This is a genomic window from Faecalicatena sp. (assembly GCF_058819085.1).
The window spans coordinates 1-13,502 of sequence record NZ_JBZUUL010000035.1; the positions used below are offsets into that span (position 1 = coordinate 1).

Annotated in this window: 12 protein-coding genes; 3 read left to right on the top strand and 9 right to left on the bottom strand. The window is 43.7% G+C overall.

Annotation, left to right across the window (positions count from 1 at the left end):
* Positions 1 to 291 precede the first annotated feature (291 nt).
* Positions 292 to 1,113: a tyrosine-type recombinase/integrase gene (locus AC4OGX_RS16010; RefSeq protein WP_493331617.1), complete on the bottom strand. Its 822-nt coding sequence runs from the start codon at positions 1,111 to 1,113 to the stop codon at positions 292 to 294.
* A 271-nt stretch (positions 1,114 to 1,384) separates the two neighbouring features.
* On the opposite strand from AC4OGX_RS16010, the gene AC4OGX_RS16015 reads away from it, so the two are divergent.
* The 3 genes from AC4OGX_RS16015 to rbr all read left to right on the top strand — a co-directional run bounded on the left by AC4OGX_RS16015 (position 1,385) and on the right by rbr (position 3,326).
* Positions 1,385 to 1,780, top strand: a complete 396-nt coding sequence (locus AC4OGX_RS16015) for a Fur family transcriptional regulator (RefSeq protein WP_493331619.1) — start codon at positions 1,385 to 1,387, stop codon at positions 1,778 to 1,780.
* Positions 1,781 to 1,970: 190 nt separating this feature from the next.
* Positions 1,971 to 2,513 (top strand): NADH peroxidase, encoded by a 543-nt coding sequence (locus AC4OGX_RS16020; protein ID WP_493331620.1) that lies wholly within the window; start codon positions 1,971 to 1,973, stop codon positions 2,511 to 2,513.
* 276 nt (positions 2,514 to 2,789) lie between these two features.
* Positions 2,790 to 3,326, top strand: a complete 537-nt coding sequence (gene rbr, locus AC4OGX_RS16025) for a rubrerythrin (protein WP_493331622.1) — start codon at positions 2,790 to 2,792, stop codon at positions 3,324 to 3,326.
* Between the two features lie 122 nt (positions 3,327 to 3,448).
* Here the strand turns inward: rbr and AC4OGX_RS16030 are convergent, their stop codons facing one another.
* From AC4OGX_RS16030 to AC4OGX_RS16065, 8 genes are all read right to left on the bottom strand, one after another.
* Complete coding sequence (locus AC4OGX_RS16030) at positions 3,449 to 5,272, bottom strand: ABC transporter ATP-binding protein (protein WP_493331624.1); 1,824 nt, start codon at positions 5,270 to 5,272, stop codon at positions 3,449 to 3,451.
* Positions 5,265 to 6,998, bottom strand: a complete 1,734-nt coding sequence (locus AC4OGX_RS16035) for an ABC transporter ATP-binding protein (protein WP_493331625.1) — start codon at positions 6,996 to 6,998, stop codon at positions 5,265 to 5,267. The genes AC4OGX_RS16030 and AC4OGX_RS16035 overlap by 8 nt, the downstream gene beginning before the upstream one ends.
* A gap of 37 nt (positions 6,999 to 7,035) precedes the next feature.
* Complete coding sequence (locus AC4OGX_RS16040) at positions 7,036 to 7,473, bottom strand: MarR family winged helix-turn-helix transcriptional regulator (RefSeq protein WP_493331627.1); 438 nt, start codon at positions 7,471 to 7,473, stop codon at positions 7,036 to 7,038.
* A 153-nt stretch (positions 7,474 to 7,626) separates the two neighbouring features.
* Positions 7,627 to 7,881, bottom strand: a complete 255-nt coding sequence (locus AC4OGX_RS16045; protein WP_493331629.1) for a GIY-YIG nuclease family protein — start codon at positions 7,879 to 7,881, stop codon at positions 7,627 to 7,629.
* 389 nt (positions 7,882 to 8,270) lie between these two features.
* Positions 8,271 to 9,002, bottom strand: a complete 732-nt coding sequence (locus tag AC4OGX_RS16050; protein WP_493331630.1) for a peptidoglycan DD-metalloendopeptidase family protein — start codon at positions 9,000 to 9,002, stop codon at positions 8,271 to 8,273.
* Between the two features lie 42 nt (positions 9,003 to 9,044).
* Positions 9,045 to 10,034, bottom strand: a complete 990-nt coding sequence (locus AC4OGX_RS16055; RefSeq protein ID WP_493331631.1) for a SpoIID/LytB domain-containing protein — start codon at positions 10,032 to 10,034, stop codon at positions 9,045 to 9,047.
* Positions 10,035 to 10,117: 83 nt separating this feature from the next.
* Positions 10,118 to 11,017 (bottom strand): hypothetical protein, encoded by a 900-nt coding sequence (locus tag AC4OGX_RS16060; RefSeq protein WP_493331632.1) that lies wholly within the window; start codon positions 11,015 to 11,017, stop codon positions 10,118 to 10,120.
* Positions 11,018 to 11,026: 9 nt separating this feature from the next.
* Positions 11,027 to 13,501 (bottom strand): glycogen/starch/alpha-glucan phosphorylase, encoded by a 2,475-nt coding sequence (locus tag AC4OGX_RS16065; RefSeq protein ID WP_493331633.1) that lies wholly within the window; start codon positions 13,499 to 13,501, stop codon positions 11,027 to 11,029.
* Between the last annotated feature and the right edge of the window lies 1 nt (position 13,502).

Here is a 13,502-nt window from a genome sequence, read left to right on the forward strand (position 1 = left end):
TCAATCCGAAAGTAGTAAATTGGTAGTAAATTGAGTTCTCATATCCTGCGAAATGCCCGTATTTCCGGGGCTTTCAGCGATAACCTAAAATTTTGGTATAAAAATTTATATAATTTAGGTAGGAATTCAAGTATATCATCAGAAAAAATCTAAAAATCCTACAATATATGACAATTTTTGTCCATTTTATTGACAAGCCTGGTCCGGTGTGTTAATTTATAAATATGTACAGGTCTGTTGTATACTGAAAATCTAAGGTTATAACTACATAATGGATATTATGTGGTATCTCTAAAATATTAATCCCAATCGTTCAATTTGCTGCTGATGCTCTGCCCCCGAAGATATTGTATAGATTCTTGTTGTATTGATGCTGCTGTGTCCTAAGATATCTGCCAGCTTCGAAATATCCTTTGTAACTGAATAGTAGGTTTTTGCGAATAAATGACGCAGGTTATGAGGAAATATCTTTTCTTCTGATACATTTGCGCTTTTGGCCAGTTTTTTCATTGCGGACCATAGATTACTCCGGTCCATAGCATTCCCATTCTTTGTAATAAAAAGACATCCGGTTTTGATATGATTCTTTTTGGCATAGTACAGCAATTTCATTTTTAACTTGTGAGGAATCATGATCACCCTGATCTTCCCTTTATTATGGATTTTGATCTGCCCTTTTTTGATCTCTTCTACAGTAAAGTATTCCAGCTCTGACACCCGGATGCCGGTTCCACAGATCGTTTCGATGATCAGAGCCAGTTTCTTCTTTCCATTCTCTTTTGCAGCTGTCACCAGCCTTTTATACTCCTTTTTATCCAGATCCTTTCCAGCCTCACAGAATATCCTTCTCTGTATCCGCACCGGCTTTAATCGGTATTCTTCCTTATTTAAAAATATAAGGTACTGGTTTAACGCAGCGATCATAGAGTTTACACTGTTCGGTGCATAAAGCCCGATCAATTCTTCCCGGTACTTTCGTAATGATTCATAATCAATACGCTCTGCTTTACTAAGAAAGAACTTTACATCTCTTAGATACTTTTCTATCGTGTTGTTTACACATCCTTTCTTATAAAGATATTGTTTGAATAGCAGCAAGTCTGTCTGTTCCATTTTCTGTCTCCCTTAAATGCTTTTTTCATAACTTCCTTATTTTACCTGTATTCTTTCTGATTGAGAATATAGGAGTATATATATAAGAATAAACACGTATTCTCATCAGCTATTATTACTGTTTTGCCTGATTCTATCCGCAGAGAGGCTTTCTCTAAAAAAATTAGTAACTATTTTTATTTTTTCTATTGACATTTCCTGAATTATGTATTATATTCTAATTACAGTAACAATTACTATTATTACTTTAGAAATTGAAAGGAGGTTTATATTGGCAGCTTTAAAGTATAGTCGGCAACGTGAATGCATCAAGAACTATCTGGCGATGACCAAAGAACATCCCACTGCCGATACGGTTTACCTGCATGTGAAGGAAGAATTTCCGAACATCAGTCTCGGTACCGTATATAGGAATTTAAACCTGCTGACTGATTTAGGGGAGGCAATCAAGATTCCGACCCCCGACGGTGGAGACAGATTTGATGGCAACATTGTGCCGCACAATCATTTTTTCTGCACCAACTGTAGAAGAGTTCTGGATCTGGACCTGGATATGAAGAAGATCGAACAGGTCAATAAGGCTGCCGCAGATAATTTTGACGGCATCATAGAATCCAGCACCACCATTTTTTATGGCAAATGCGGTGACTGCATCCAAAAGTCATAGCCTTAGATATTTTTCATATCATGTCTAATGGCATCCATACAGCATCCATTGTATGGGAAGTTTTAAATGTGATTAATATAGGAAGTATGACCTGCTTCCTATATTAAAAATAAATTACCGCCAGGCCAATCGGTCTTACGGCTACCAACAATAAAATAAAAATATATAAAAGAAAAGGAGATTTAAAGTTATGAAAAAATTTGTATGTACAGTATGTGGTTATGTTCACGAGGGAGACGCTGCACCGGCTGAATGTCCGATCTGTAAAGCACCGGCTGATAAGTTCAAAGAGCAGACAGGTGACAGAGAATGGGCTGCAGAGCACGTTGTAGGTGTTGCTAAGGGCGTTAGCGAAGACATCATCGCTGATTTAAGAGCTAACTTCGAAGGAGAATGCTCAGAGGTTGGTATGTACCTTGCAATGGCTAGAGTTGCTCACAGAGAAGGATATCCGGAGATCGGACTGTACTGGGAAAAAGCTGCTTACGAAGAAGCAGAGCATGCTGCTAAGTTCGCTGAGTTATTAGGCGAAGTTGTAACAGACAGCACAAAGAAAAACCTTGAGATGAGAGTTGACGCTGAGAACGGCGCTACAGCTGGTAAGTTTGACCTTGCAAAACGTGCAAAAGCTGCTAACCTGGATGCAATCCACGATACAGTACACGAGATGGCAAGAGACGAAGCTCGTCACGGAAAAGCATTCGAAGGTCTGTTAAAGAGATACTTCGGCTAATCCTTGATCCTTATATAATAGAATTTCATACACCCCAACAACTATAGTGAATGCCTGCATGGGAGTAACCTCTCCTGTGCAGGTCATTTACAATTACAGTTCACACGTCTGTTATGGGGCCGCAGATTTATGCCTGCACAGGTATCTGCTTTTCCATAACAGACGGAGGGAACTGTATCTATTTATGTTAACTTCATCAACTTTTCATGAAATTGATATGTTCATAAAGAGATAACTACGCTATAATGGAATTAACAAATCAAAGGAGGATATATTATGTCTAAGTACGCAGGAACAAAAACAGAGAAAAACCTTATGGAAGCATTTGCAGGTGAATCACAGGCACGTAATAAGTATACATACTACGCTTCAGCTGCAAGAAAAGCTGGATTCGTTCAGATGTCCAACATTTTCTTAGAGACAGCTGACCAGGAAAAAGAGCACGCAAAACTGTGGTTTAAAGAGTTCCACGGAATCGGTGATGTAGAAGCGAACCTTGCAGACGCTGCTGCAGGCGAGAACTATGAGTGGACAGATATGTATGCCCGTATGGCAAAAGAAGCTGAAGAAGAAGGCTTTACAGAGCTGGCTGCTAAGTTCAGAGGTGTAGCTGAGGTTGAGGCTGCTCACGAGAAGCGTTATCAGAAGCTGCTTGACCATTTCCGTGCAGGACAGACATTCAAAGATGAAGCTCCTCTTGGATGGAAGTGTGGAAACTGTGGATATATCTATCAGGGAGACGAAGCTCCTGAGGTATGTCCTGTATGTGCTCATCCACGTGCACACTTTGAAAGAAAAGCTGAAAACTACTAGAATAACAAACCGGAACCGGTGTGACATAGGTCATACCGGTTCCGATTTGTTTCAGGGTTCTCTTTTACGTTTCCATTCCTTCAATATCTACAATTTCTTTTATTCACAGACATCCTCCTGGATCATGCGAACTGACTGTAATACAGCTCTGCGTAAGATCCCTTCTTCTGGAGCAATGTTTCGTGAGTTCCCTGTTCAATGATATTCCCATTCTGCATAAATAATATTAGATCAGCGTCTACAATGGTTGAGAGTCTGTGTGCAATTACAAAACTTGTTCTATTTTTCATCAGGGCTTTCATCGCCTTACCTATCTCGATCTCTGTGCGGGTATCAACGCTGGAGGTTGCCTCATCCAAAATAATAACCGCCGGATCGCAGAGGAATACTCTGGCTATTGTCAATAGCTGCCGCTGGCCGGTTGAAATATTTTCGGCATCATTACTTAAAATTGTATCGTACCCGTGTGACATGGTGCGGACAAAGAAATCCACCCTGGCCGCTTTTGCCGCCGCCACAATCTCGTCACGGGTCGCCTGTGGTTTGCTGTAAGCAATATTTTCTGCGATCGTACCGCCGAACAGCCACGTATCCTGCAATACCATTCCAAAATTATTTCTCAGATTTGAGCGGGTCATCTCCATTATATCTGTTCCATCTATAGTAATCTTCCCGCCGTTTAATTCATAAAACCGCATCAGCAGATTAATGAGTGTTGTTTTCCCGGCACCTGTGCTGCCGACGATCGCGACCTTCTGCCCTGGTTTCACAGAAAAACTGATATTGTTCATTAAAATATGATCTGGTGTATACCCAAAACGGACATTCTGAAATTCTACCTTTCCGTTGGCATCGTTTACAACTTTCGGCAGAGCCGGTTCCTTTGAAAGCTCCTGCTCGTCGAGTAAATCATAGATCCGTTCCAGCGAAGCCAGCGCGGACTGCATACTATTTACCATGTAAGCAACCTCTGTCAGCGGTTCGGAAGCCTGATTGACATACTGGAAAAATGCCTGAAATACACCTACCGTCAAGGCTCCGTCTAAAAGCATTTTTCCTGCAGCTACTGCAATCAGTACCTGACCGAAACGATTGATCAGCCGGATAGCCGGGTTGATTGCATTGATCATGAAATCCGCTTTTTTACTGATCTGGGCCAGCTCCTCTGTAGCCTTGTGCATATTTTTTGAGCTGCTTTCCTCCTGATTAAATGCTTTTATGATCACCCTTCCGCTGTATGCTTCCTCTACCTGTGCAGTCACATTGCTCACACACTGCTGACGTCTCATCGCGTACTTAAGTGTTTTAGCTGAAACAAGATTCGTAACTCCCAGGGCAATTGCCGTAAATACCAGGAAGATAAGCGTTAATCGTATACTGAACCGGAACATCATAACAAGGGAGCCTATGACCATGCCCACTGCCGTAAAAAGTTTGAGCATTCCTGTCTGCAGGGCTTCTGCCGTTTTGTCCAGATCGTTCACGGTCCGGCTTAAGATCGCCCCTGTTTTTGTCCGGTCAAAAAAGGAAAGCGGGAGCCGGTTCAGTTTCTCACTGATCTCCGTCCGCAGCCGCAGACTGAGGATTTCTGCAAAGCTGGACATAAGAAACGACTGCAGCGTATAGAAAAGAGCCGTTGCCAGGTAGATGAGCAGCAGGAAAAAGATATCTCTCCCTCCATCCGTCCATGTGATCCGAAATACTGTGCCATTCGACATCGCCTGTTTGATGTTATTCCATAGCATATCTACGATATGCGCACTGTACAGCGGTGCAATAATAGAGAGAAATGTATAAAATACAACGGACACAAGAACGATAGACAGCCGTTTGTGCTGATCTCCTACAGAATACCACAGTCTTTGTAATGTTTTTAAGGCATGGTCTGGTGTTTCAAACTCCATTTCATCCGCAAGGATTTCTACATTGCTATCATTATCAGCCATGGTTTGCGCCTCCTTTCATTTGAGATTTTGCAATATCCTGATAAACAGGACAGGTCTTCATTAAGAAATCATGATCGCCGATTCCGACCACACGCCCTTCTTCTAAGACAATAATCTGTGCCGCATTCATAATGGTACTGATCCGCTGGGCAATGATCAGCACTGCCGAGTCCTTTACTTCCTCTGACAACGCTTTTCTTAATGCCGCATCGGTCTTAAAATCCAGTGCGGAAAAGCTGTCATCAAAAATGTACAGATCCGCTTTTTTAATCAAAGCCCGGGCTATCGAAAGGCGCTGCTTCTGCCCGCCGGAGAAGTTGGTTCCCCCTTGTGATACCGGAGCATTCAGACCTTCTGGCAGACTGTGGACAAACCCGGACTGGGCAGCTGATAAGGCATGCTCCATCTGCTCTTGTGTCGCATGATCATTTCCATGCCGCAGGTTATCTGCGATTGTTCCGGAAAACAGCCATGCCTTTTGAGGCACATAAGAAATATGTTCCCTCAGTTCTTTTTGTGTCATATTCTGGATCGCCTCTCCATTTAAGAGAATAGATCCGTTCGTAACATCGTGAAACCGCAGAATTAATTTTGCAATTGTAGACTTCCCGCTCCCGGTACTTCCGATAATTGCAGTCGTCTCCCCTCTTTTACAGGTAAAATCTAGATTTTCCAACGTATTTTCATCCGCGTCCGCAAAACGAAAATCCACATTTTGAAAACGGATGACATCGTCCGTCTGACTTTTCCCATTTTCCATAGGAACAGAACCGTCCTGAACTTCCGGCGTAAGGTTCAGTACATCAGATATCCTCCTGACACAGATCATCGCTCTGGGTATCATAATCATTACCATCTGAGCCATAATGATATAAAAAAGGATCATCATAGCGTATTGTGTTAAAGCGGTAATATCTCCAATCTCCATAAAGCCTGCACCGATCCGGTTTCCTCCGAACCAGAGAATGACAACGATAAAAAGATTGATGGATAAAAGTGCAACACTTTCTAACCCGGCAAACAGCCGGTTTGCTTTAATAGAAGATTCTGCATAATCCTCAAAGGATTTCCGCATCCGCTTTTCTTCGTACTTTTCCTTGTTAAAGGCACGGATCACCCGGACACCGGTTACATTTTCTCTAAGAACGACATTCATCCGGTCAAGGAAATTCTGAAGCCGGTCAAAAATGACTGACGCTTTGCGGGTAACCAAAACTGCCAGAAGAAGAATAAAAATTGTCGCCCCGATTAGCAGAAATCCCATCATTGTATCAATCGTAAAAGCCATGACAACGCCCATGATACAAACTGCCGGGACAGGCAGCACCATCTGGATCAGCCATACGACGCCCTGCTGGATTACATTGACATCGTTCAGTGTGCGGGTGATCATAGATCCTGTTCCAAACTGTTCAAAGTCATAGGATGAAAATGTAAGTGATTTATCATAAATAGCATTTCTCATATCCCGTCCGATTTTTGCAGAAAGGTCCGAGCTCAGATAACTTCCCAATAAAGCTCCCATGCTGGTGATAACGGTCACCCCCAGCATCAGGATTCCACGCTGTATCAGGTATCCCATATCCCTGCCGCCTACTCCGGCGTTGATCATATCCGCTGTGATGGCAGGTATCAGCAGACCTCCTGCCACATCTAAGAACATGGTCAATAGGGTAAACACACATAACCCCTTATACGGTTTTACAAACCGCAAAATTAACTTCATAATACTGCCCTCCTGTTGAAAAATATTGCAGATACGATCAGAGTTCATTCAACTTCGTTTTTAAATGCCCCATATAAATTTTAACCAGGCGTAATAATTCTTCTTGTTCTTCTATCTTCAAGATAGCAAATGCTTCTATTTCCTTTTCCACTACCGGTGCGATATACGTTTCCACAAACTGTTTTCCGGCCTCCGTCAAAAAGATATGTTTATCCCTTCCCCGGCCCTGTTTCAGGTAAATATATCCGTCCTGTTCTAATTTACGAATCGAAGAATTGATGGTCTGTTTGTTTGCAAACGCCTCCCGGCAGATATCCTTCTGCAGGCAGCCGTCCCCAAGGTCATAGAGAATATAAAAAATAGAAAAAGCACTGTCAGAAATCCCCATCTTCCAGGCGACATCATGGTATAGATCATTGATCTCTTTATCAGCCTTGTTAAACTCCCGCATTAACTCATTTGTTCTATCTGACATAATAAACCCTCCTAAGTATGATTTCGTACTTGCATAATGGCATTATAGTATGAAATCGTACTCATGTCAAGTACGATTTCATACTTAGAAAAAAATTATAATTCAGAAATACAGTCTGTAACTAATAAAAGCCCCATGTGAACATTTTTCCATTCACATAGAGCCATTTCTTTCCTCAATCATCTTAAGCTTCATCCTGCGTGTCATCTGCTTGATCGCATATTCCCGTTTCATCGCCTCTTCCTTAGTGGAAAACGTCTCATAATAAGCCAGCTCCACGGGCCTGCGCGCTTTTGTATACTTCGCGCCCTTCCCCGCATTGTGGTCATTGATCCGCCTGTCAAGATCATTCGTCCACCCGGTGTAGAGACTGCCGTCACTGCATTTCAGAATATATGTATAATTCATAATCCATCCTCTTCCATCCTAAACTGTCCACTTTTCTCCCTGTAGTATACCATACACACCCCTCCCGGGCAAAACTTTTCCTTTCAACCCCCCTACTGCCCTGTTCCGCCTCTTTCTTTCCGTCTTGTGTTTCCGCCCGCCCAGTTCCACTCCCCCTTTGATGCACCAGCCGGGAGCGGGCCGGACCGGGTATTCTGACTGCGGGACAGATGCCGTTTGGGAAACCGTAGAGTGCGTGTTAGAAGCCGTTAAAGAAAAAATGGAAAAAAGACGGATCCGCCTTTTTCCCATTTTATCTTTTACGGCTTCTTAACAAACGGCCCGGCTTTCCAAACGGCATCTGCCCCGCATCGTCAGAATACCCGGTCCGGCCCGCTCCCGGCGTCCTATTATGACTCCATAAAATCCAGAGGATTCACCGGTTCCCCGTCCTTCATGATCTCGAAGTAAAGGTTCGGTCCTTCTACGCTGTAGTATTTTGTTGGCTCGCTTAAATATCCGACTGTCTCTCCAGATCCCACATAATCGCCGATCTGCAGCGGAACTTCCTTTAACTGTCCATACACCGCACTATAACCATTTCCCATATCCAGAGTTACGGTCGTGCCTGTCTGCGCACTCTGCTCGATGTTGGTCACGACTCCGGCTGCTGATGCAGCGATCGTCTCACCTACTTCTCCACCGATGATCAGTGCCGGATTATACTTATACTGTTCCAATGTGGAAAAGTATACTGTTTTATCCATACTGTAATTAATAAGGGTTGCACCGCTTGCCGGCCACGCAAGAATACTTTCCTCCGTAAACCATACGTCTGATGCGGCACCTGCTGCTACAGAGTTATCCGCTGTTTCCCCCTGGTTCTCTTCAGTTTCATTTTCTGTTGATGTATTGTCTTGTGTCTCCGGCAGGACAATGTCGTTTGCCGTTGTTGCTTCACTCTTCTCTTTTGTAAGTTCTTCTGTCTGTTCCTCGGCCTTTGCTAACTGCTGATCTAATTTTTTCTGGTAATTGTTAAATGTAAATGCTCCAACCATCACAATTACAGCCACAAAGCAGATTACGATACCGACTGCAGCGCCTTTTCCTTTTAATGAAAATGGCTTTTCATTTTTATTCATATTCATCACCTCTGGCTATATTTTTGCCAGAAAAATGATGCCTTATTCTATTTTTGAAAATATTTCTCCGCCATCGGTTATATTTGTCCCTTCAAAAAAATTCTGAAGGATCTCCTCATAGCTTTTTCCCTCTTTTGCCATCTGATCTGCGGTCCACTGGCTCATCCCGAGTCCATGTCCTTTGCCCGTCGTAGTAATCTTTAACTGCCCTTCTGAATCCTGAAGGGAAAAAGAGCTGGACGCCAGAGACAGCGCATCCCGGAACTGATCCCCGGTACAGATCGTATCCCCGATCCTCATTTTTGATACATATCCGGCAGAATCATATTCCTGAATCTCAAAATCAGAAAAATTATAAGTTTTATCAGCTTTTTCTTTATCCACCGCAACTAAAAAAGCCTGGCACTTTGTCTGGATCTCCTTATAATCAAAGGTATAGACATGCATCTCCTCCTCTGCGCCCTTATCATCCGGGCACTCTCTGACTGCCAGATATGGATACTCCTCACTTCCCAGCACCTCCTGCCCGCTTCTTGTTTTACCATTGCTGGACTGATGGAAGGGTACCAGTGCATAAGTATCGTTATAGTATAATACCTGATTGGCAGTCTCATCCATTGCACTTTTTAGTTTACTATAGTTTGACTCAAAATCCTTAGCTTCCCACTTCTTTTCCAGATCTTTTCCACATAGATAGCTGTCCTCAAGAACTTTATCCTCATTTTCATCCAGAGTTTTATACAAATTGGTACGGATAACCACAGCCTGCGCTTTTAAAGCTTCCTTTTCGTAAGTTTCCGGCATTTCCTTTGCCAATACTCCTATAAAATATTCTTCCCAAGGCACCTGACTGATCTGTTCTTTTCCATCCACGGCTGTCTTTTTTACCTGCACATACACTCCGCTGCTTTTCCCCATTACCTCCATATCTGCCCCGTTTACAAAAACGGCAACAATATAGGGAAGCAGGATCAGAATAATAAGAAATGAACAGAATGTCTTGAATTTCTGATGCTTATAATGTTGTCCCATAAAAAAGCCCTCCATATACTTAGTATATGAAGGGCTCAAAGGGGTCAGACCCCTTTTTTAATATTTTGTATCAGATTTGTTAATTAATCCTGTTGCGTATCCTGATTTTCATTAACATTTTCGTCATATATGTGGCTTTCCTGCGGTACTGCCGCTGGAGTGCTTTGCATGGTTTCTTCCAGATTGCCCTGAGGCGGTGCTTCTGGGGTGCCCTGCATAGCTTCTCCCGGATTCTCCTGCTGCGGTGCTGCCTGAGTACTCTGCATAGCCTCTCCTTGATTGCCCTGAGGCGGTACGGCCACAGGAGGCACCTGCATGAATGGTCTGCCCAGATCCGGCTCCATTCCCGGGTTATAAGGCCGGTTTCTCATAATAAAGAGACAGATGGACTCATAAAGCGGGATCAGAAAACACAAAACAGCATGTGCCACGGACATATTAGGTGTGGTAAACCGCTCCAATATCTGATGATTTATAAGTGTCCTCAATACCTTATATACGGCGCCATAGATCACGCCGGAGGCTATCCAGAGAAGCAGGATGATGATCAATCCCATGATCCCACCGATGCTCATCTCAGCTTGATAGTGTCCATAACCATACATGGCATTCGAGAACATGCCGGATAAAGCACCGAATCCGACTGCCCAGAATAAAAGGTAAAATACAAAGTTCACTGCACCGAAGATAAACGGCATAACAAGCAGCCAGATACCGGGGTTTTTGATGCTCTTATTTTTTAATCTGATATCACCGGCAAGCTCACCATGGAGGAATGTCCTGGCAAATGGGATAAATGCAAGCCATGGATATTCTTTTCCCTGACGCTTTGCAATGGTATAGATCCCGATCCCTTTAAATACATAGCTGATCACATAGAACAGCGCCCATACAGCCAGCACGATCAGATAAATGGCTACGATCCCTGTCGCTATAGAGTCTACAGCAGAATCCATATAATCATAAGTATTATAATAATCCATAAACGCCTCCTATTCCGGCTGTCCTGACGGCACGTATACCTTCTCCAGTTTCCAGATATCCTTGACATACTCTTCGATGGTTCTGTCTGATGTAAACTTGCCGCTGCATGCTGTGTTGAGCATTGCCATGCGGGACCATCTCTGTTCGTCTCTGTATGCCTCCTCCACTCTCTTCTGAGCTTCTGCATAGGAACGGAAATCCTTCAGAATAAAGTACATATCTGCCCTGCTTGTGCTCTGTGTATTGAGCAGTGAATTATATAGATTCTTATACATCTCATGGTTTCCGTTGGAATACGTTCCATCCATCAGCTGATCTACCACACGCTTTAATTCCCAGTCGTTAAAATAGATATCGATCGGGTTATAACCGCCATGGTTCTCATAGTTGATAACCTCTTCTGAACTTAATCCAAAGATAAATGCATTCTCTTTTCCAACTTCCTCTACGATCTCAACATTCGCTCCGTCCATAGTTCCCAGGGTCGGCGCACCGTTTAACATAAACTTCATGTTACCTGTACCGGATGCCTCCTTGGATGCCGTGGATATCTGCTCACTGACATCAGCTGCCGCAAACAACAGCTCTGCATTGGATACACGGTAATCCTCGATAAATACGACCTTGATCTTTCCGTTGATGCTTCTGTCGTTATTCACTACATCTGCAACAGAGTTGATCAGCTTGATCGTCTCTTTTGCTCTTAAATAACCTGCTGCAGCCTTTGCCCCGAAGATAAAGGTTCTCGGATAGAAGGACATCTCCGGGTGCTCCTTGATCTGGTTGTACAGATACATAATATGCAGGATGTTCAGAAGCTGACGCTTATACTCGTGGAGACGTTTTACCTGAACATCGAAGATCGATCTCGGATCAACGTCGATTCCATTATGCTCTTTGATATATTTTGCCAGACGCACCTTGTTCTGGTACTTGATCTGCATGAATTCTTTTCTGAATCTCTCATCATTTACATAAGGCTTGAGATTTCCGATCTTGGAGAGATCCGTGATCCAGCCATCTCCGATCAGCCCTGTGATCCAGTCTGCAAGCAGCGGATTTCCGTGAAGAAGGAAACGTCTCTGTGTAATACCATTTGTCTTGTTGTTGAACTTCTGAGGCATCAATTCGTAGAAATCCTTCAGCTCCTGGTGCTTCAAGATCTCTGTATGAAGCTGTGCAACACCATTGACAGAGAATCCGGCGATGATCGCCATGTGTGCCATGCGCACCTGGTTGTCTCTTAAGATCGCCATCTTTCTGACCTTCTCTTCATTTCCAGGATATTTTGCCCTCACCTGCTCAACAAAACGGCGGTCGATCTCCTGCACGATCTGATAAATACGCGGAAGCAGCTTTGAGAACAGGTCGATCGGCCATTTCTCCAGCGCCTCTGACATGATCGTATGGTTTGTATATGCACAGGTCTTCGTTGTAACATCCCATGCATCCTCCCAGCTTAAGCCCTCCTGGTCGATCAGAAGACGCATCAGCTCAGGAACCGCAACGGTCGGATGAGTATCGTTCATCTGGATCGTTACCTTCTCATACAGCTTCCTGATATCATCATGATCCTTCTTATACTTATCAATCATTGCCTGAAGGCTGGCAGAAATGAAGAAATACTGCTGTTTCAGACGAAGCTCTTTTCCTGCATAATGGTTGTCATTCGGGTAGAGCACGTCAACGATCATCTTCGCTAAGTTCTCCTGCTCTACTGCCTTGTGGTAATCGCCTCTGTCGAAGGACTCTAAAGAGAAATTGGTGATCGCCTGTGCATCCCAGATCCGTAAGGTATTTACTACATGGTTGCCGTATCCGACGATCGGCATATCATAAGGGATCGCCATAACGGACTCATAATTTTCCTGGATGAAGTTATCCTTACCAGTTACAGGATCCTTCTCAAAACGGATGGAGCCGCCGAAACGGATCTCCTTTGCATACTCTTCTCTGCGAAGCTCGAACGGGTTGCCTTCCTTTAACCAGTCATCCGGTGTCTCGATCTGGTATCCGTTCTCGATCTTCTGCTTGAACATTCCATAACGGTAACGGATTCCGCATCCGTATGCCGGATAGTTCAATGTTGCCAGTGAATCCAGAAAGCAGGCTGCCAGACGTCCGAGACCTCCGTTTCCAAGAGCCGCATCCGGCTCCTGGTCCTCGATCGCATTCAGATCAATGTTCATCTCATCGAGTGCTTCCCTGACTTCCTTGTAGGCTGTCATATTGATCAGGTTATTTCCAAGAGCACGGCCCATCAGGAACTCCATAGACATATAATACACGGTCTTCGCGTCCTTTTTTCTGTACTCTGCCTGTGTTGCCAGCCAGTCGTCAATAATAATATCCTTTACGGCATAAGAAACAGCCTGGAAGATCTGCTGAGGCGTCGCCTCGTCGATCTTCTTACGGTATAATGTCTTCACATTATCCTTCACAGTTGCTTTAAATGTTTCTTTCTCAAATCGTTTACTATACATT